The 19,703-nt window shown below is 58.4% G+C and carries 16 protein-coding genes; 7 read left to right on the forward strand and 9 right to left on the reverse strand.

The genetic code is table 11. The features are described 5' to 3' along the window. Positions 1-10: 10 nt before the first annotated feature. The 6 genes from mltG to aspS all read right to left on the reverse strand — a co-directional run bounded on the left by mltG (position 11) and on the right by aspS (position 9,196). Positions 11-1,204, reverse strand: a complete 1,194-nt coding sequence (gene mltG / locus QP971_RS02340; RefSeq protein WP_284810798.1) for an endolytic transglycosylase MltG — start codon at positions 1,202-1,204, stop codon at positions 11-13. A gap of 38 nt (positions 1,205-1,242) precedes the next feature. Beyond that, positions 1,243-1,794, reverse strand: coding sequence for a Holliday junction resolvase RuvX (ruvX, locus tag QP971_RS02345; RefSeq protein ID WP_284810765.1), 552 nt, complete (start codon positions 1,792-1,794; stop codon positions 1,243-1,245). A gap of 10 nt (positions 1,795-1,804) precedes the next feature. Continuing rightward, a complete protein-coding gene (gene alaS / locus QP971_RS02350) occupies positions 1,805-4,489 on the reverse strand; it encodes an alanine--tRNA ligase (RefSeq protein ID WP_284810767.1) in 2,685 nt (894 codons plus the stop codon). Between the two features lie 101 nt (positions 4,490-4,590). Then, entirely contained in the window at positions 4,591-5,982 is a 1,392-nt protein-coding gene (locus QP971_RS02355; RefSeq protein WP_284810769.1) for a replication-associated recombination protein A, read from the reverse strand. 43 nt (positions 5,983-6,025) lie between these two features. Beyond that, positions 6,026-7,240: a protein kinase family protein gene (locus tag QP971_RS02360; protein WP_225746889.1), complete on the reverse strand. Its 1,215-nt coding sequence runs from the start codon at positions 7,238-7,240 to the stop codon at positions 6,026-6,028. A 123-nt stretch (positions 7,241-7,363) separates the two neighbouring features. After that, positions 7,364-9,196 carry an aspartate--tRNA ligase gene (aspS, locus tag QP971_RS02365; RefSeq protein ID WP_239273224.1) on the reverse strand — a complete coding sequence of 611 codons (1,833 nt, stop codon included), beginning with the start codon at positions 9,194-9,196 and terminating at the stop codon, positions 7,364-7,366. 263 nt (positions 9,197-9,459) lie between these two features. On the opposite strand from aspS, the gene ypfJ reads away from it, so the two are divergent. From ypfJ to QP971_RS02400, 7 genes are all read left to right on the forward strand, one after another. After that, positions 9,460-10,338, forward strand: a complete 879-nt coding sequence (gene ypfJ, locus QP971_RS02370; RefSeq protein WP_239273226.1) for a KPN_02809 family neutral zinc metallopeptidase — start codon at positions 9,460-9,462, stop codon at positions 10,336-10,338. Between the two features lie 240 nt (positions 10,339-10,578). Then, positions 10,579-12,165, forward strand: coding sequence for an inorganic phosphate transporter (locus QP971_RS02375; RefSeq protein WP_269953208.1), 1,587 nt, complete (start codon positions 10,579-10,581; stop codon positions 12,163-12,165). A gap of 142 nt (positions 12,166-12,307) precedes the next feature. Next, positions 12,308-13,030: a CBS domain-containing protein gene (locus tag QP971_RS02380; protein ID WP_284787031.1), complete on the forward strand. Its 723-nt coding sequence runs from the start codon at positions 12,308-12,310 to the stop codon at positions 13,028-13,030. A 76-nt stretch (positions 13,031-13,106) separates the two neighbouring features. After that, positions 13,107-14,219, forward strand: coding sequence for an LLM class flavin-dependent oxidoreductase (locus tag QP971_RS02385; RefSeq protein ID WP_269953019.1), 1,113 nt, complete (start codon positions 13,107-13,109; stop codon positions 14,217-14,219). A 2-nt stretch (positions 14,220-14,221) separates the two neighbouring features. After that, complete coding sequence (locus QP971_RS02390) at positions 14,222-14,881, forward strand: FMN reductase (protein WP_049378250.1); 660 nt, start codon at positions 14,222-14,224, stop codon at positions 14,879-14,881. A gap of 171 nt (positions 14,882-15,052) precedes the next feature. Next, a complete protein-coding gene (locus QP971_RS02395) occupies positions 15,053-16,462 on the forward strand; it encodes an L-serine ammonia-lyase (RefSeq protein WP_049378251.1) in 1,410 nt (469 codons plus the stop codon). 10 nt (positions 16,463-16,472) lie between these two features. After that, on the forward strand, positions 16,473-17,048 hold the full coding sequence (locus QP971_RS02400; RefSeq protein ID WP_284787026.1) for a TetR/AcrR family transcriptional regulator: 576 nt from the start codon (positions 16,473-16,475) through the stop codon (positions 17,046-17,048). Between the two features lie 26 nt (positions 17,049-17,074). Here QP971_RS02400 and hisS read toward each other — a convergent pair whose 3' ends face one another. The 3 genes from hisS to tpx all read right to left on the reverse strand — a co-directional run bounded on the left by hisS (position 17,075) and on the right by tpx (position 19,587). Further along, positions 17,075-18,364: a histidine--tRNA ligase gene (hisS, locus tag QP971_RS02405; RefSeq protein ID WP_049378253.1), complete on the reverse strand. Its 1,290-nt coding sequence runs from the start codon at positions 18,362-18,364 to the stop codon at positions 17,075-17,077. A gap of 5 nt (positions 18,365-18,369) precedes the next feature. Next, positions 18,370-19,005 carry an MBL fold metallo-hydrolase gene (locus tag QP971_RS02410; RefSeq protein WP_284810772.1) on the reverse strand — a complete coding sequence of 212 codons (636 nt, stop codon included), beginning with the start codon at positions 19,003-19,005 and terminating at the stop codon, positions 18,370-18,372. Positions 19,006-19,089: 84 nt separating this feature from the next. Beyond that, positions 19,090-19,587 (reverse strand): thiol peroxidase, encoded by a 498-nt coding sequence (gene tpx / locus QP971_RS02415; protein ID WP_284810774.1) that lies wholly within the window; start codon positions 19,585-19,587, stop codon positions 19,090-19,092. Between the last annotated feature and the right edge of the window lie 116 nt (positions 19,588-19,703).

Raw genomic sequence — 19,703 nt, forward strand, 5'->3', positions numbered from 1 at the left:
CGTCGTGGCTCTACGGGGCGGGCTGCTCGGCAGCGGCGTCACCGTTGCCGGAACCAGCGCCCTCGCCTTCGCGCTTGGAGTCAAGCACGCCGGAGCGGATGGCGTCATCGACGCGGCCCAAGTGCTCATCGTAAGTATCGGAGAATACGGTGGTGCCCTCCTGGTCCACGGTGACGAAGAACTTCCAGTTGCCCTCAGCCGGCTCTTCCATGGCCTTGATTGCATCGTCCGAAGGAGAAGCAATCGGGGTATCCGGCAGGCCCTCCTTCGCGTAGGTATTCCACGGGGTCTTCTCCCCACGGGCCTCATCGGTGGTGGCCAGTTCAACGTCTTCCAAGCCGTAGTTCACGGTGGAGTCAAACTCCAGGCGCATTGGCTCGTCCAAGCGGTTGAGGATAACGCGGGCAACCTTGTCGAACTCGCCCGCTGGCGCCTCGCGCTCCACCAAGGAAGCGGAGGTGAGCAGCTCATAAGGGCTCAAGCCGATAGCCTGGGCGCGTTCCTCAATATTGGTTTCGTTGTAACGCTTGGTGGAGCGGGTGATGAGATCCTTGAGGATATCCTTGGCCTCCATATTGGGGTCCAAGACGTACTGGCCTGGCGCGATAAGGCCCTCAATGCGCTTGGGGTCATTGCCGCGCTTATTAATAGCGTCCAAAGCCCACTCCGGTACGCCCAGCTCGGCTGGGTCGGTTTCGGCGGCAACCTTTTCCAAGTCCTCCTTCTTCAGGCAGTTGCCATCGTTGCAGCTGACCTCAGAAATCAGGGAGTAAATGCCGTAGCGGACGTCTCCGCCCACAACCTTGACGTCTTCCAAGGTGGCACCACCTTGCACCTCGAGCATGTCCACGCGGTTATTCTCATCCAGCAATGCCTCGACCGCTGCGTCTGCGCTCATTTCTTCCTGCAGACGGTAGAAACCCGGCTGGATTTGGCTCGCACTGTGGTTCATCGACGCAGCAGAATCGAAAGCGTCTTTCGTCTTCACCACATTCTTTTCTACCAATGCAGGTCCGAGCTCGGACATGGACGAGCCTTCCGGCACCTCCACCAGCTGGGTGGTACCGTTGCCGGTTCCTTCATAATCGGCGGAGGTATTGCCGAGGCGGAATCCGATGTAGATAAGGGCGCCAAGGATAACGATGATGGACGCAATGACAACGGCAATGCCGCGCTGGCGGCGCTTGACGTATTTCGGCTCCATCGATCGGCCGAGGCGTTCTTGGTTACGGCTCACGTGTTTTAGTCTCCTGAGTCTGAAGGCTGGTCTATTGCATCATGGGATCGTAGCGCGCTCGCGCGCCCATCTAACCAAGTCTGCAATATCTCCACCGCTGCTGCTTGGTCGATGACTTTACGGCCCTTCTTCTCGGACACGCCGGACGCGCGCAGCGCGGTGGTTGCTGCCACGGTAGTCAGACGCTCATCAGCCAAACGTACTGGTGGTGGAACTTTATCTATATTTGCATCTCGATTCAACCGACGGCGGATGCGAAACGCAATTTCTTTAGCATGTTTTACGCTTTTGGACCCATTTCCCTGCAAGTCCCGCGGCAACCCTACGATGACCTCAACTGCATCGTAGGAATCAATGAGTTCCAAGATGCGGTCAATATCGCCCTTATCGCGATCCTTGAACCCGGTTTCCCGGTGCACGGTCTCCACTGGAGTGGCAAGCGTGGCTTCCCTATTGGACACTGCCACGCCAATACGCACCGTACCGACATCGAGTGCGATCCGGCGGCCCTGCCCCGGGTCATCAACTCCCGGGGTATCTGGTTCCACTTTTGCCACGGTCGAACTCCTATAGGGACTCGAGCATGTCCTTGACGGCTGCAAAGCCGCGCTCAGCACCGGCTGCAGTAGAACCAGAGCCCTGAGCCATATCCGGCTTACCGCCGCCACGACCGTCGACGTACTGGCCAAACTGCTTCACGATGTCCCCGGACTTCACGCCGCGTCCAACGGCCTTGTCCGTAGCCGCCGCGATGAACGGAAACTTGCCCTTATCCTCGGCGCCCAAGACGATAACGGCTTCTTCCTCGCGCAGGCGGTTGCGCAGGTCCGTAGCAACGGTGCGCAGGTCCCCGCCGGTGGTGCCTTCCGGCAAGGTCAGCGCAATGACCTTGAATCCATTGATGTCCTTGGCTGCGCTGACGAACTCGGTGGCACGGGCAGCCAGCTGTTGCTTGCGCAGGGTTTCAATTTCCTTCTCCGCTGCCTTGAGCTTTTCAGACAGCTGCGCGATGCGATCCGGCAAATCCTCGGTCTGCACCTTGAGCTCGCGGGACACGCCTTCTACCAAGGCAGTTTCCTTGGAGTAGTAACGGAAGGCATCCAAACCGGAGTAGGCCTCGATGCGGCGAGCACCAGAGCCAACGGAGGACTCACCCAGCACGGATACCGGTCCGATTTCAGCGGAGGAACCAACGTGGGTACCGCCGCAGAGCTCGATGGAGAACGGTCCGCCGATTTCTACTACGCGGACTTCCTTGCCGTAGTTCTCACCGAATAGTGCCATAGCTCCCATGGCCTTGGCCTCCTCCAGGGAGGTCTCAATGGTGTTGACCGCAAAATTGGAGTCGATTGCCTGGTTGGTAATCAAAGCGATCTCCTCCAGCTGTGCCTGGCTGAGCTGCTCGGTGTAGTTGAAGTCAAAGCGCAGGTAGCCCGGGCGGTTCATGGAGCCGGCCTGGACGGCGGTGGGGCCAAGCACCTGGCGCAATGCGGCGTGAATGAGGTGCGTAGCAGAGTGTGCCTGGGTAGCACCGTGGCGCCACTGCTCGTCGACGGCCGCTTCAACGGACATACCCAAGTCAAGGCCGCCAGCGGTAACCGTGGCCTTGTGTACCCACAGCTTCTTGCCAATCTTTTGAACGTCGTTGACCTCCAGCAAAGACTCACCGGCCATAATGCGGCCGCGGTCTGCCATCTGGCCGCCAGCTTCGGCGTACAGCGGGGTGTGGTCCAAGATGACCTCAACCTGCTCGCCCTCGTGCACCTGGTCGACCTTTTCGCCGCCGCGGACGAGGCCGATCACGCGGGCGTCGGAAGCAAGCTCCTCAAAACCGGTGAAGACGGTGGGGTTATTGTCTACCCAGTCGCGGTAGAGAGAAAGGTCGGTGTGGCCGTGCTTCTTGGCCTGGTTATCGGCCTTGGCGCGGCGGCGCTGCTCGCCCATGGCGTCGTTAAAGCCATCCATGTCGACCTCAAGGCCGGCTTCCTGGGCCATCTCCAAGGTCAAGTCGATGGGGAAACCGTAGGTATCGTGCAGCTCAAAGGCCTTCTCACCCGGTAGCACCTTTGCGGTCTTCGCGCGGGAAGTGGACTTGAGTTCCTGGACGGCATCATCGAAGAGGCGGGTGCCGGACTCGAGGGTCTTCAGGAAGGCCTTTTCCTCATTCACGGCAACGCGCAGGATGCGCTCGCGGTTGTCCGCAATCTCCGGGTAAGACGGGGTCATGGTGTCCATGACCGTATTCATGAAGCGCTCCATAGTCGCGCCCTTAGCACCCAGCAGCTTGGCGGAACGGATAATGCGACGCAGCAGGCGGCGCAGGATATACCCGCGGCCCTCATTGCCAGGGGTCACGCCATCCAGGATGAGCATCATGCCGGTACGGGAGTGGTCAGCTACCACGCGGAAGCGGATGTTGTCTTCGTGGGAGGCCTTATCGCCATAAGTGGCACCGGTAAGCTCTTCGGCTACATCAATAACTGGGCGCAGCAGGTCCGTTTCATAGACATTGTCTACGTCCTGCAAAATGCAGGCCACGCGCTCGATGCCCAGGCCGGTATCGATGTTCTTCTTGGGCAGCTCGCCGACGATCTCAAAGTTGCCCTTGCCAATGCCCTCGCCGCGCTCATTTTGCATGAAGACCAGGTTCCAGATCTCCATGTAACGGTTGTCATCGGCAATCGGGCCGCCGTCCTTGCCGTACTCCGGACCGCGGTCATAATAAATCTCGGAGCAGGGGCCACAGGGCCCGGGGATACCCATGGACCAGTAGTTGTCCTCCATGCCGAGGCGCTGAATGCGCTCTTCTGGAACACCGATCTTGTCGCGCCAAATTTCGGCGGCTTCATCATCATCCAGGTAAACCGTGACCCACAAGCGCTCTGGGTCTAGGCCAAAGCCGCCCTCATCAACGGAGCCGGTAAGCAAGGTCCACGCATTGGTGATGGCGCCTTCCTTGAAGTACTGGCCAAAGGAGAAGTTGCCGGCCATCTGAAAGAAGGTGTTGTGGCGGGTGGTAATACCCACCTCATCAATGTCTAAGGTACGTACGCACTTTTGGATGGAAGTGGCAAGGCCCTTGGCAAAGGGCGGGTTCTGCTGGCCCAAGAAATAGGGCTTAAACGGAACCATGCCGGCATTAACGAAAAGCAGGTTAGGGTCATCCAGGATCAGCGAGGCGCTTGGCACTGCCTCGTGACCAGAATTGACGAAGTGCTGGGTAAACCGTTCCCGGATCTCATGAGTCTTCACGAGCAACAATCCTAACTGTCTGAGCTTTCATCTTCTATCAAGAAGTTTCTAACCCGCCCAACTCTACCCTTCGCTGCACAGCGATTTCCCATCGGTGGGGATCAGCGAGGCCGGCGAGCGTTTTTGCCTGGGCCGCGCTTGCCACGAATAATGCTGCGCAAGCGGCCAATATAGTCATAAACTCGCTTCTCAGCCCCGTGATCGGTGGGTTCATAGTAAACCGAACCCTCCAGCTCATCGGGCAGGTACTGCTGCTCCACTACGCCGCGGGGATCATCGTGGGGATAGACATAGCCCACGGCATTTCCCATCCGCTTAGCGCCCTCATAGTGCCCATCGCGCAGATGCGGTGGCACGTGGCCCACCTTGCCAGCGGCTACATCGGCTTGCGCTTGCGTGATAGCAGAAATGACCGAGGGCGATTTTGGCGCGGTGGCCAGGTGGATGGTGGCTTGCGCGAGCGGGATTCGGGCTTCTGGCATGCCGATAAGCTGAGCGGCTTCAGCCGCCGCCACGGCCACCTGGAGCGCGGTCGGATCAGCCATGCCGATGTCCTCGGAGGCGTGCACAATGAGCCGCCGGGCAATAAAGCGCGGGTCCTCCCCGGCCTCTACCATGCGGGCGAGATAATGCAGCGCAGCGTCGACATCGGAGCCTCGGATGGACTTAATAAACGCGGAAACCACGTCATAGTGTTGGTCGCCGTCGCGGTCATAGCGCACCACTGCCTTATTGACGTTATCCGTGACCGTCTGTGGGGTAATCTCCCCGCCATCGTCAACCGCCTCGGCCGCGGCCTCGAGATAGGTCAGCGTGCGCCGCGCATCGCCACCGGCGAGGAGTACCAACTGATCCAAGGCTTCATCGGTAATCCGAATCTTGCGCTCGCCCAAGCCACGGTCGCTTTCGAGCGCGCGCTTGGCGACGCCCCTTAAGTCATCGTCGCTTAGCGAATGCAACTGCAATAGCAGCGAGCGAGACAAAAGCGGCGCGACGACGGAGAAGGAAGGGTTTTCCGTAGTTGCCGCAACGAGCAGCACCGTGCGATTTTCCACGGCTGCGAGGAGTGCGTCCTGCTGGGTTTTGGAAAAGCGGTGCACCTCATCAATAAAGAGCACGGTCCGCCGGCCTTGAATGAGCTCTTGCCGGGCGTGGGTGATGACCTCGCGGACCTGCTTGACGCCCGAATCGAGGGCGGAGAGGCCCACGAAGTTCTGCCCCATTTGGCTGGCGATGAGCGAGGCAATGGTGGTCTTGCCGGTGCCCGGCGGCCCGTACAAGATGACGGAGGCCTCCCCTGAGCCTTCCACGAGGCGACGCAATGGCTTTCCGGGGGCCAAGAGATGGTCTTGCCCGACCACTTCATCCAGGTTTTGCGGGCGCATGCGCGCCGCCAGTGGGGAGCCGGCGTGGGTGGCGAAAAGGTTCTTCCCGGGCAGCGGCGACGCGCTGCGCTCCGAAGTGGGCCCGCCAAATAATGAGTCTTGAGACACTGGAAAGCTACCTCCTATAAGGGTGCGGGCACATCGTGATTGTCTATTCGTCATCCAAGCGGCGCGCAATGGCGCTGCCAAATTCTGCGATGGGCGCGCAGGCGGGGCCATCGCAGCGCGCGGCATATCGGGATAGCGCCTCAAAGGTTTCATAGAGGTCGCGGCGCACAAGCAATTCATCTTCCGTAAACGGGCCGTGGTCGGCCGGACGCAAAATGGAGCGCTGCGGATCATGGACGACCTCCGCTTCTCCCCTGGCTAGGGCAACCAGCCCTTCGATGCCGCCGGCGTGCATCGTGGTCACGCTCGATAGCGCCCAGCCAATGAGCGACGCCACGATAAGGCCGTGGATTTCTTCCGCATTAGAAAATAGCGGCCACACCTCAGATACGGCACGAGACCAAGCAGAAATGAAGATATCTGCCTCTTCGTCCGTGATCGGCTTGGAGAACAGGAACTGTGGGAAGCCGGCGATAACGCAGGCTACGTCGAAGCCAACATTGCGGAATCCTGCCCATTCATAGTCCAAGAAGTGCAGGCGATGAGACACAATAATGTTATCCGGCGAAAGGTCGAAGGGAGTAAATGCCCGGTCTTTGCCGGATGCCAGAGATCGAGCGGCTTGCCCCGCTAGCTCTCGGAAGCTGGCCGGTGCCTCAAGCCCCGCTTTATCCAGCAAGTCGAGGCCGATGCCAATGGAGCGCTCCAGCGCCTCATCGCGCACGGACTGGTGCGGAGCCAAGTCCGGATTCTTGCGCAGCATCCTATTGAGTAGGGTTTCATAATCTTGCTCGTGGCCCGCGGTTCCAGCGTGCATGTGCCCCAACGCACTGCCTAGCGAGCGCAATACCCGCACGCGGTCATCATCGGTGGACTGTACAAGGACGTCGGCAAGCGTTTCGCCCTCACCCAAGTCCGTCAACACAATAATGCGCTGCTCCAGATCGTGGGCAAGAAGCACGGGGCCGGGCCGCACGTCCTCAGATAACGCGGTGGTGAATTGATAAGCCACAACCTCGCGCAGCATCGCAGCATCATCGACAGCATAGCCGGTAACCGGGTTGTACTTAATAACTACCGAGCGGTGCGGCAGGAAGGCTCCAGGGGCAATCCTGGCGCGCAGAACCATTGCATTGCCGGAACCGTCCAAGCGCTCCACGCTCGACATCTCCGGGGTGCCACCAAAACGGCGCGACAACATCTCCGAGGCGGCTTTGATGACATCCTCGGGTGATAGCACAGCTTCGTTATCAACCATAGTTCTATCCAGTATGCCCCCTCACACCAAAGCGGGGTCACAAGTTCGCCCGCAGCGAAATTGCCGCGACCAACGATGCGCCCCGCACGGTGTGTCTTAAAGGCTGAGGATTAAGCTACCCGCTTACTTCTCCTCAGCGGTCTCTGCCGCAGTGGAACCGGCCTTGTCCTGTTCCTTCTTCTTTTCTGGCTTGTAGTCTACGCCGGTCTCCTTACGCTGTGCGGCTGGGATTGCCGCTGGGGCGTCGGTAAGCGGATCCACGCCACCTCCGGACTTCGGGAACGCAATAACGTCGCGGATGGAGTCGAAGCCGCCCAGCAGGGAGACGATGCGGTCCCAGCCGAAGGCGATGCCGCCGTGTGGTGGGGCGCCGTACTGGAAAGCATCGAGCAGGAAGCCGAACTTCTCCTGAGCCTCCTTGTCACCGATTCCCATGACGTCGAAGACGCGCTTCTGCACGTCCTCCTGGTGGATACGGATGGAGCCGCCGCCAATCTCGTTGCCGTTGCAGACAATGTCATAGGCGTACGCCAGCGCCTCGCCCGGGTTCTGGTCAAAGTTGTCCAGGTACTCCGGCTTCGGGGAGGTAAAGGCGTGGTGAACCGCGGTCCACTTGGAGTGGCCCAGTGCGACGTCACCAGAAGCGGTCGCATCAGCGGAAGGTTCAAAAAGCGGAGCGTCGACAACCCAGGTAAAGGCCCAGTCGCCTTCCTTGATAAGGTCCAGCTTCTTTGCAATCTCGCCACGGGCAGCGCCCAAGAGCGCGCGGGAAGACTTGGTGTCACCGGCGGCAAAGAAGATGGCGTCGCCCGGCTTAGCGCCGACGTGTTCTGCAATGCCCTCGCGCTCGGCGTCGGTAATGTTCTTAGCCACCGGACCGCCCAAGGTGCCGTCCTCGCCCACGGTGATGTAGGCCAGACCCTTGGCGCCACGCTGCTTTGCCCAATCCTGCCAAGCATCGAACTGGCGGCGCGGCTGGGAGGCGCCGCCTTCCATAACCACGGCGCCGACGTATTCGTTCTGGAAGACGCGGAAGGTGGTGTCCTTGAAGAACTCGGTGCACTCCACAATCTTGATGTCAAAGCGCAGGTCCGGTTTATCGGAACCGTAGTACTTCATCGCATCGGCGTAGGTCATGCGCGGGATCGGAGTCTTGATCTCGTAGCCGATGAGCTTCCACAGCTCGGTGACGATTTCTTCCGCCAAGGCGATGACATCGTCCTGGTCTACGAAGGACATCTCCACGTCCAGCTGGGTAAACTCCGGCTGGCGGTCAGCGCGGAAGTCCTCATCGCGGTAGCAACGCGCGATCTGGTAATAGCGCTCCATACCGGAGACCATGAGCAGCTGCTTGAAAAGCTGCGGGGACTGCGGCAGTGCATACCAGGTGCCTGGCTTCAAACGCGCTGGAACCAGAAAGTCGCGTGCGCCCTCCGGGGTGGAACGAGTCAGGGTTGGAGTCTCGATCTCTGCAAAATCATGCGAATCCAGTACCTTGCGGGCCGCGCGGTTGGCAGCAGAACGAAGCCGCAGCGCCTGTGCCTGGCGCTCGCGGCGCAGGTCCAAGTAGCGGTACTTCAGACGAGTCTCCTCGCCTACCTCACCTGAGGTGGAAGGATCATCAATCTGGAATGGCAGCGCTGCGGACTTATTCAGAACCTCAAGATCCGCGACGTTGACCTCAATCTCACCGGACGGCAGGTTAGGGTTTTCCGAGCCTTCTGGGCGAGGCTCCACGGTACCAGTGACCTTAACGCAATATTCAGAACGCAGGTCGTGGGCGCGCTCCGCCACGTCAGATTCACGGAAGACAACCTGAGCGATGCCGGAGCGATCGCGCAGGTCAATGAAGATCACACCACCGTGATCGCGGCGGCGGGAAACCCAACCGGTTAGGGTGACGGTCTCTCCTGCGAGTTCTTTGCGGAGCTCACCTGCTAAGTGGGTACGCAGCACTGATGTTCAATCCCTTCTAAAAATTGTGTCACTTGCGGGTCCCGCCACGCGTAAACAGCGCGCGCCAAACCAAGCACAAGACTAGGAACGCGCACAATTCTACATCCCTACCGGTACGCGGAGCGCAGTAAGGTAGGCGCCAGCTAGCCTCTAAGACCCAAGCTAACCTCTAAGACCGCACAAGAGCCACCGTTTCCCTGCTTCAGTCTCTTTCCAGCAAGCTTCATCCTGTGTATGAGGGGGCCATGTGGCACTATTTAGGCATGACTTTTAGATCAGGTGCCGATTTCGGCGGCAAAGAAGCGCGTTCGGGTGGCGGTGGCGGTGGCATCGCCATTGGCGGTGGCGTCGGCTCAATTGTTCTAGTAGGCCTTTTCCTCCTGTTGGGTGGCAATCCCTCAGACTTGGGATCGATTCTGGGCAGCGAGCAGCCCCAATCTGACCGTGCTGCACAGGGCGAAAGCCCCGAATGCGAAACTGCAGAAGATGGCAACACCAAAGATGAATGCCTCGTAGAGTTCACCGGGCGCAGCGTGGATAATGTCTGGTCCAAGGTCTTGCCGGAACAGGCAGATATCCAATACACCGAACCGGAGCGCGTGGTCTTCCACGGCAGCGTTAATACCGGCTGTGGCGCCGCGACTTCATCTACTGGCCCCTTCTACTGCCCGCGCGACGAGTCCGCCTATTTCGACACCGCGTTCTTTGATTCCCTGCGCAACTTCGGCGCGGATAATGCTCCTTTGGCCCGCATGTACATCGTGGCGCACGAGTTCGGCCACCACATTCAAAACCTTGAGGGCACCCTCGGCCTGTCGGACTATAACGACCCAGGCGCCGATTCCAACGCGGTAAAGATCGAGTTGCAGGCTGACTGCTACGCAGGCCTGTGGGCTTCCTATGCCGATAAGGGTGATAACCCCTTGCTTGAGCCAATCACCAAAGAACAGGTCTCGGACGCCGTAGCGGCCGCCCAGGCGGTGGGCGATGACAATATCCAGCGCCGCTCCGGCGGCCAGGTCGAGCCTGATTCCTGGACGCATGGTTCTTCCGAACAGCGTGAGAAGGCATTCCTTGCTGGATATAACTCTGGCAAGATGTCCCAGTGCGACACCCTTGAGCGCGGCGCCTACCGCGGCTAATACTCACAACGTGGCCGTCACCAAGAGCGGCGACCACTATGTTCGCGAATAGCCACATTGCTTTCACGAACTCCACATCTTGAGTTCACTTTCCCGAAACCTAGGGCCTTTAGTCTGAGCGTGCATTCTCTACATAAGAATTTCTTTTGAGAATCCTATACGCCTCGCTGAGAAGCGCGGTCATACCTCTTGTGCACGCTTTCCCGAAAGGTTCCTCCTGTGTCTACCCCTACCACCCACATGACGGACATTGAGGCTGTCAACGGCAAGGGCAGCGACTGGATTTGGCACGCCATCTTTGGCGGCCTTACCGCCGTTACCCTCATCGGCTTTATGGTCTGGGGCCACGACTACGTCGACGGCTCCAAGCCCATTCTCCTTGGCACCGCCATTCTCTTCGCCCTTTTCATGGCCTTCAATATTGGCGGCAATGACGTCGCCAATTCCTTCGGTACCTCCGTAGGCGCCGGAACGCTGTCTATGAAGCAGGCCCTCGTTGTCGCCGCCATCTTTGAGGTCTCCGGCGCCATCCTCGCCGGCGGCGAAGTTACCGATACCGTGCGCTCTGGCATCGTCGACCTTGACGCCATCGATGGGCTAGACCCCATGGAATTCGTCTACATCATGATGGCGTCCCTCTTGGGTGCGGCCATCTGGCTCCTTGTTGCCACCCGTATGGGTTGGCCAGTATCTACCACCCACTCCATCGTCGGCGGCATCGTCGGCGCTGCGCTCACGGTCGGCTTTGTCACCGGCAAGGGCAGCTGGAACATGGTGCAGTGGGGCGAGATTGGCACCATTGCCATCTCGTGGGTGCTCTCCCCTGTCCTCGGCGGTCTCGCCGCGTTTATCCTGTTCAAATGGATTAAGACCTCAATCTTGGTTTACAACGAGGAAGCAGACCGAAAACTGCGCGAAATCAAGACCCGTCGCGCGGAGCTGCGCCAAGAGCACAAGTCTCGCTTTGCTCGCCTCAATGAGATCCAGCAGATTAGCTACACCAACGCCATGGCCCGGGACGCCGCCTTGGTGGCAGAAGAAGACTTCGATCCGGATCAGCTGGAATCTGAGTACTACCGCGATCTGTATAACCTCAACAAGGACATGGATGATGTCAAGGCTCACCGCGCCCTAGAGAGCTGGGTACCGGTACTAGCCGCCATTGGTGCCATCATCATTTCCGCCATGGTGATGTTCAAGGGTCTCAAGCACACCGGACTCGATTTCAGTGTTCTTCAGAACCTCTTGGTCATGGGCATGGTCGGCGCCGTGGTGTGGATGGCCGTCTTCATTTTCGCCCGCTCCCTGAAAAAGAAGTCGCTAGCTAAATCCACCTTCCTTCTCTTTTCTTGGATGCAGGTCTTTACCGCCTCCGCTTTCGCCTTCTCCCACGGTTCCAACGACATTGCCAATGCCATTGGCCCCTTCGCTGCGGTTATTGACGTCCTCAAGACCGGCCAAGTAAACGATGAGGCTGCCGTGCCGGTTGCCGTCATGATTGCCATGGGCGTTGCCCTGATTTCTGGCTTGTGGTTCATCGGCCGCTTCGTCATTCAGACCGTGGGCTCGGGCCTAACCCAAATGCACCCCTCCTCCGGCTTCGCTGCTGAGCTTGCCGCCGCCGCTGTGGTGATGGGTTCATCGATCTTGGGCCTTCCGGTATCTTCCACCCACATCCTCATCGGCGCCGTGTTGGGCGTGGGCATTGTCAACAAGGCAGCAAATTGGAACCTGATGAAGCCTATCGCCTTGGCGTGGGTTATTACGCTCCCAGCCGCCGCAGTCATCGCCGCCATTACCGTGTCTGTACTGCGCGTAGTCTTCTAACGGCAGTCCCTCTCGGTTCAGCCTCGGCAAGCTCACCACATCCGCTAGTCTCACCGACCATTGCGCCAGGCTAGCGGATTGCTCTTCGGTGGCCCAGGCAAACCCTCTGCTTGGCGACGCCCTCTTCTCTACACTGGCCCATATGACCGCGCACCGAGCTACTGCATTCCTGGCTGCATTCAACGACATAGAACAACACTTGCGCTCAGCTCTCAACGCTGAGAACTCAGATTCTTTCTGGTGGATAGTAGACAAGGCACGAGACAAGCACGTGCTTTCCAGTAAGCAAGCCGAGGCGCTCAAAGATTTTTCTAACCTACGCAATGCCATTGCCCACGGTCGCTACTACAAATCAGAGCCCATTGCAGAACCGAACGAGGCCGTGGTTAAGCAGATTTCCGCTCTCCGAAACATAGTGGTTTCCCCTCCCGACGCCCTCCACGTCTTGCAGCCACAAAAGGTATTCACCTTGACGTCTGCCACATCAATCATGGAGGCATTTAACGTCATAAAGGATAAGGACTTTTCCCAAATCCCTATCTACGATGAAGGCCGCTTCACCGCTTTGTTAACCACCAACACTATTGCGCGATGGGTAGCAAGAGACCTCAGCGATAACCACATGCTCGATGCCGCGGACATCGCAGACATTGTGGAATACAAAGAACCCAGTGATCGCGCTATCTTTCTTGCCCGCGCAGTAAGCGTGCAAGAGACGGTGGATGCTCTTTCAGAAACCGATAGCCAAGGGCACCGCCCTTGCGCAGCGGTCATCACAGAACACGTAAAAGTCAATGAGAGACCCCTGCGCCTCGTTGCACCGGCCGATCTACCAGCTCTTTTTGATGCCTTAGAATGGGAATAATTCTCCCGCAGCCGGCTTCTCTTGCAGCCGGCACTGCGTCTATCTTCACTCCTGTGCACCGCATAGAAAGGCAACCATGCAATTCGGCATCTTCACTATCGGGGATCTCACTACTGACCCTATCTCAGGAAAGACACCCACTGAGGCTGAGCGCATCCGCAATCTAACGGAAATTGCACTCAAAGCCGAAGAGGTTGGCCTTGACGTCTTTGCCACCGGTGAGCACCACAACCCACCCTTCGTACCGTCCTCTCCTACAACGCACCTAGCTTATATCGCCGCGCAGACGGAGCGCTTGCATCTATCTACTGCCACCACGCTGATTACTACCAATGACCCGGTAAAGATCGCGGAGGACTACGCCTTTCTGCAGCACCTTGCTAACGGCCGCGTAGACCTCATGCTCGGCCGCGGAAATACCGGCCCAGTCTATCCCTGGTTTGGCAAAGACATCCAGCAGGGCATTCCTTTGGCTATTGAGAACTATCACCTGCTGCGCAGGCTCTGGCGTGAGCCGGTTGTTAACTGGCAAGGAAAGTTCCGCGCGGGACTAGAAGGGTTTACCGCTACTCCGGCACCGCTGGATGGAATTCCGCCATTTGTCTGGCACGGCTCTATTCGTTCGCCGCAAATCGCTGAACAAGCCGCGTACTACGGCGATGGCTTCTTCCACAACAATATCTTCTGGAATAAGGAGCACACCGCTCAGTTGGTGGATCTCTACCGCCGTCGCTTTGCAAGCTATGGACATGGCCAAGCGGACCAAGCAATCGTCGGACTTGGTGGTCAAGTCTTCATTGGCGAAACCGAACAAGAAGCTAAAGACTTCTTCCGCCCCTACTTCGACAACGCCCCAGTCTATGGCCACGGGCCAAGCCTCGAGGACTACACGGCGCAGACTCCACTGACCGTTGGCACCGTGGAGCAGGTAATTGAAAAGACCCTCAGCTTTGCGGACTGGGCCGGTGACTACCAGCGTCAGCTATTCCTCATCGATCACGCGGGACTTCCACAAGAAGTAGTTCTCAAACAAATAGAAATCCTCGGCACGCAGGTTGTCCCCGAGCTGCGACGCCGCTTTGAGCAGCGCCGTCCGAGCCACGTGCCTTCTGACCCACCGACGCACGCAAGCTTGCTCTCTGCGCCTAATCCTTCGCACCTTCAGGTCAGCCCAGGAAAGGAGAACTAAATATGCGCTCCCTACTCGTTATCTCAGCTGGCCTTTCGCAGCCGTCTTCTTCTCGCAGGCTGGCTGACATGCTCGCAGAAGCCACGCGCGCCAAAATCTCTGCGCGCGGTGAAGGAGCCCAAATCGATGTCATTGAGGTTCGCGATCTCGCTTTCGAATTAGCCACCGCCATGACCGATCAGACTGCGCAAACGCCCCTTTTGGCTCGAGCCAAGCAGCAAGTTGCCGATGCCGATGGCCTGATCGCCGTCACCCCTGTATTCCAAGGCAGCTATTCGGGCCTTTTCAAGACGTTCTTTGACACCTTGGAGCCCCATGGCCTCGACAACCTACCCACCATCATCGCAGCTACGGCTGGTTCTTCACGCCATGCCCTCATTTTGGACTACGCACTGCGCCCGCTATTTAACCAGCTCCACGCAAACGTCGTGCCGACGGGCGTGTTTCAGGCCACAGAAGATCTAGGCACTCCGGAAGGTGAGCGCATTGCTGCCCGCATTGAGCGCTCTGCCATCCAGCTGGCTGACCAGATAGTTGCCCCGCAGGACAGGGTGTCCGGAATTGCCGGCGATCTCACCGGGCTGGGAGGCCGCTCCACCGTCCGGCTAGCAAAGGAGAACTTCATCCCCCTTGACAAGCTCCTGAATGGGTACGGCGAATAAGCGACAACGCTAGCAGTGCTACGCATAGACGGCGATTGATAGAAGGTGTGACTTTCGCTACCCTGGTCACATAAAATCTGCCTCTACCCTTTAGGTCCAGCTTTGACCGCAATAGCGGTACAGCAAGCACCCGATAGCTATCCTTTCAGAAAGGTTCGGCACAGCTTAACTATGACAATTAGCGTCACGGACATCTTCTCCATCGGCATTGGCCCTTCCTCTTCGCACACCGTTGGACCCATGCGCGCGGCTAGGCAATTCCTCGATTCCTTAGAGAAGCACCCAGCTAAGGTCTATACGGAGTTGCGCGGCTCACTTTCCGCCACTGGCCGTGGCCACGCTTCCGATCGCGCCGTCATCCTTGGGCTCGCCGGCTGGGATCCGCTGAGCGTGCCTATCGACGCCGAACCTCACGCGGGCGGCTTTATCCCGAGTGAGGGAACCATTTCTGGCCCCCGGGGCACGGTGGACTATGAAATCGTCTTTGATAACGAACCGCTGCCCCAGCACCCGAATGGCATGATTTTTAGCGCCTGGGATGACAGCGGCAACCTCCTCGCAGAGAAGGAGGAGTACTTCTCTGTCGGCGGCGGCTTTATTCTCTCCCGCGCCGAGCTCGATGCGGAAGTCGCCGAAAGCAATGAGGTTCCTGCCGGCGTAGCCGCCGCCCATGTAGATGACTCCATTCCCTATAAGTTCACCACGGGCGAAGAATTGCTCAACCTCTGCGAGGCTCATGACAAAGCAATTTGGGAGCTCGTCCTCGCCAACGAGGAGGCCTTGCACCGCGATGAAGGCGGAGCGGAATACGTTCTGCGCCACCTTGATTTGGTCTGGGACATCATGCGTGAGTGTGTGACCGAGGGTATTTCCACCAAGGGCCTTCTTCCAGGTGGCCTGCGTGTGGCACGCCGTGCCCCGAAGATGTATGCCCAGTTGCTAGAAAACCAAGACAATACCAGCTGCGGTTTCTCCGCCATGGAGTGGGTTAACCTGTACGCCTTGGCGGTTAATGAGCAAAACGCTGCCGGTGGCCGCGTCATTACCGCACCTACCAACGGCGCGTGCGGCATCATTCCAGCGGTACTGCATTATGCGCGCGATTTCCGCGCAGACTTCACCCGTTCCACTGCCCGTCGGTACCTATTGACCGCCGGTGCCATTGGCATGATTATCAAGGAAAATGCGTCCATCTCCGGAGCCGAGGTTGGCTGCCAAGGCGAGGTGGGGTCTGCCTCCGCTATGGCCGCCGCAGGCATGGCTGAGCTGCTGGGGGCAGCCCCAGCCCAGGTGGAAAACGCCGCGGAGATTGCTTTGGAGCATAATTTGGGCCTTACCTGCGACCCAGTGGGCGGATTGGTGCAAATTCCGTGTATTGAGCGCAATGCCATCGGCGCGGTAAAGTCCATCAACGCCGCGCGCATGGCCAAAATGGGCGAAGGCACTCACCACGTGACCTTGGATAATGCGGTGCAAACCATGGCTGAAACCGGCCGCGATATGCTCTCTAAGTACAAGGAGACCTCCCTGGGCGGATTGGCCAAGACCATGGGCTTTAGCGTTTCGCAGGTGGAGTGCTAAAAAAGACTCCATGCGCGCAGATGCCCTTCACCGCCGCACCGCCATTATCGCTGCGGCCTGCCAGCTCTTTCGTACCCACGGCGATGATGTCGCTTTGGAAAAAGTGGCTACACAGGCTGGCGTAAGTGTGGCTACGGTCTATCGCAACTTCCCCAACCGCGCGAGCCTTATCCGCGCGTGCGCGGAATATATGGGTGATGCCTTTGCCAAGTTTCAACAGCGCCTCATCGCGGACTTTGAAAACTCCACGCATTCTGGAGAAGACTACGTCCGGACCTACGCCACCCATATCCTGACCATGGGACTAAACACACTCATTCCTGCGTTCGTCCCTCAGGATTTGGACGCTCTTAGCCCTGAATTAACCGCCCAGCGCGACCTCCTAGAGCGCAACGGCCGACGGTTTATTGAGCTAGGCCAAGAGCAAGGCGATATTGGCCCCGGCGTCACCCACCTCGAATTCATTGTGGGACTGCTTAGCCTGGCGCGACCCCGCGAGGTTGATATTGAGACCTACCAGCCGGATATTCAGGAAAAGATAATTGACCTCTTTTTGGCGGGCATAAAAAGTGGGCACCGCGCCTAAGCGCGATGCCCACCGGCCAAAGAAATCTATGCCTCGACGTGCATTTCCCGAGCAAGTACGGATACTAGGTCAGAAACCTTTACGTCGTGCTGCTCATGGGCGGCAAGGTCCTTGAGCGCAACCGTGCCATTTTCTAGCTCCTGCTCACCCAAGACCAGCGCGAAGCGTGCACCGGCGCGGTCGGCGCCCTTCATCGCGCCCTTCAGGCCGCGGTCTCCAAAGGACATATCCGCAGAGATTCCGGCCTTGCGGAGGTCATTGATCAGAGTGGTCATGGTGCGCTTGGCGGCAGCACCCAGTGCAACGCCAAAGACGTCCACGCGGGACTCCACGCCATCCAGGGTAATGCCCTCAGCCTCCAGCGCCAGCAGGGCGCGGTCGACACCCAGACCGTAGCCGATACCAGACAGGTCTTGGCCTCCTAGCTGGGCCATCAGCCCGTCGTAGCGGCCACCGCCGCCGATGCCGGACTGCGCTCCAAGTCCGTCATGGACGAACTCGAAGCAGGTCTTGGTGTAGTAGTCCAAGCCACGGACCATGCGTGGATTAATCTCGTAAGCTACGCCCATATCGTCCAGCATGCCGGTAACGGTTTCAAAATGCTCACGGCATTCGTCATTGAGGTGGTCGAGCATCAAGGGGGCGTCGGCAAGCTGCTCCTGGACTTCCGGGCGCTTGTCATCCAGTACGCGCAAAGGATTGATCTCTGCGCGGTGGCGGGTTTCTTCATCCAAGTTGAGCTTAAAGAGGAATTCCTGCAGCTTCTCACGGTAAGCCGGGCGGCAATTGCGATCGCCCAAGCTGGTGAGCTCAAGGCGGAAGCCGCTAAGCCCCAGCGCGCGGAAGGAGCGATCCGCCAAAGCGATGACCTCGGCGTCTAGCGCAGGATCGTCCACGCCAATAGCTTCTACACCGACTTGCTGTAGCTGGCGGTAGCGGCCAGCCTGGGGACGCTCATAGCGGAAGAACGGACCAAAATAGTTGAGCTTCACGGGCAGCTGGCCGCGGTCCAGATTGTGCTCGATCACCGAGCGCATTACGCCGGCGGTACCTTCCGGACGCAAAGTTACGGAGCGGTCGCCGCGATCAGCAAAGGTGTACATCTCTTTTGACACCACGTCGGTGGACTCGCCCACGCCACGGGCAAAGAGCGCGGTGTCTTCGAAAATCGGCAGCTCGATGTGCTGGAAGCCGGAGAGATGTGCCTGCTCCACCATGGTCTGACGCACCTTATAAAATGCGGACGACTGCGGCGGGAAATAGTCTGGGACACCTTTGGGGGCGGACAGGGCTTGGAACTGCTTCTTATTACTCACGGGTATTACAGTACCTCCCTCAATGTTGCGAAGAAGGGATTGGTCGCCCTCTCCTTGCGCATGGTGGTGGTGGGACCGTGGCCGGGCAGAATGTCTAGGTTGTCTGCCAAACTCCACACCGGGCCGGCAAGAGATTTTTGCATGGCATTAGGGTCCGAGTGAGGTAAGTCGGTGCGTCCAATGGCCCCTGCAAAAAGCACGTCACCGGTGAGGGCAAAGTCCTCGGAGACGATCATCACGCATCCCGGCGAGTGCCCGGGCGCGTGTTTGAGCTCAAAGGTATGGCCGATAAGCTCCACGGTTTCGCCGTCATGGAGCTCGCGGAGGTCGGAGATGGGGGTCATATGGGCGGCGTCGAAAAGCTCTTGCGCCTGGGGTGAGACTCCTTCGCCGCTGTCGAGCATAAACTTGTCAGCGGGATGAATATAGACAGGGATGTCGAGCTCTGCCGCCAGGGTGCCGGCATCCCGGGTGTGGTCAATGTGGCCGTGGGTGAGCACGATGGCCTCATAGTCCAAGTCATGCTCAAGGACTTTTCCCGCTGCATCCATGCCGGGATCGACTATGAAGGCGCGGCGGCCTTCCGCAATTACATAGGTATTCGTCTGAAACGGACCACCAGTAAAACCGTAAGTTTCCATACCCACTACCCTAGCTGCCCACATGAAAAAGAGCCGGTCTCCCCCATCTTCTGGATGAGTAGAGGCCGGCAACCGCCTGAAGGCTTAGCGCATAATATCCCAAACCTTGTCGTAATCAAGCTGGGTTACCACGCCTGGAACCATTTGGGTGTGGATCACCTTGTGGTTTTCATCAGCCACCACCACGGAGCGGGCAAGCAGGCCTTCCAGGACGGAATCGCGCACAGTCACGCCGAACTTCTCACCAAAGTCAGAGCGAAATGCGGAGGCAGCGATGACATCATCAATACCGTCAGCCGCACAAAAGCGCTTGAGGGTAAAGGGCAAATCGAGAGAAACGGAAAGAAGCTTAGTGTTATCTAGCTGCGAAACCTGCTCATGAAAACGGCGCAGCTGATCTTGACAGGCAGGGGTTTCGATAGAGGGCAAGATGGAAATAATAAGGCGCGTGCCCGCAAAAGTCTCATTGGTAATCTGACGCAGGTCGGTACCGATAAGTTCAAATTCGGGCAGCGGGTCTCCCACTGCGGGAAGTTCACCAACGGTGGGCGTTGGCGGATCGGAGAAATCTGGTTCAACCATAGAAACCAGAGTACTTATGATTGGGCTTAAAAACTATTAACTTGTCCTATTTTCATGCCGACGCCCTCACGAGAGTATCCAACCGCTAGAATCGGTCAGGTTGAATCATGCCACCG

Origin of the sequence: Corynebacterium marquesiae, assembly GCF_030229635.1 — a bacterium.
Lineage (GTDB): Bacteria > Actinomycetota > Actinomycetes > Mycobacteriales > Mycobacteriaceae > Corynebacterium > Corynebacterium marquesiae.

Bases quoted from the DNA above. Each gene is read 5' to 3' on its own strand.
- mltG (WP_284810798.1), bottom strand. From the start codon at position 1,204: ATGGAGCCGAAATACGTCAAGCGCCGCCAGCGCGGCATTGCCGTTGTC.
- QP971_RS02360 (WP_225746889.1), bottom strand. From the start codon at position 7,240: ATGGTTGATAACGAAGCTGTGCTATCACCCGAGGATGTCATCAAAGCC.
- ypfJ (WP_239273226.1), top strand. From the start codon at position 9,460: ATGACTTTTAGATCAGGTGCCGATTTCGGCGGCAAAGAAGCGCGTTCG.
- QP971_RS02375 (WP_269953208.1), top strand. From the start codon at position 10,579: ATGACGGACATTGAGGCTGTCAACGGCAAGGGCAGCGACTGGATTTGG.
- QP971_RS02380 (WP_284787031.1), top strand. From the start codon at position 12,308: ATGACCGCGCACCGAGCTACTGCATTCCTGGCTGCATTCAACGACATA.
- QP971_RS02385 (WP_269953019.1), top strand. From the start codon at position 13,107: ATGCAATTCGGCATCTTCACTATCGGGGATCTCACTACTGACCCTATC.
- QP971_RS02390 (WP_049378250.1), top strand. From the start codon at position 14,222: ATGCGCTCCCTACTCGTTATCTCAGCTGGCCTTTCGCAGCCGTCTTCT.
- QP971_RS02395 (WP_049378251.1), top strand. From the start codon at position 15,053: ATGACAATTAGCGTCACGGACATCTTCTCCATCGGCATTGGCCCTTCC.
- QP971_RS02400 (WP_284787026.1), top strand. From the start codon at position 16,473: ATGCGCGCAGATGCCCTTCACCGCCGCACCGCCATTATCGCTGCGGCC.
- QP971_RS02410 (WP_284810772.1), bottom strand. From the start codon at position 19,005: ATGGAAACTTACGGTTTTACTGGTGGTCCGTTTCAGACGAATACCTAT.
- tpx (WP_284810774.1), bottom strand. From the start codon at position 19,587: ATGGTTGAACCAGATTTCTCCGATCCGCCAACGCCCACCGTTGGTGAA.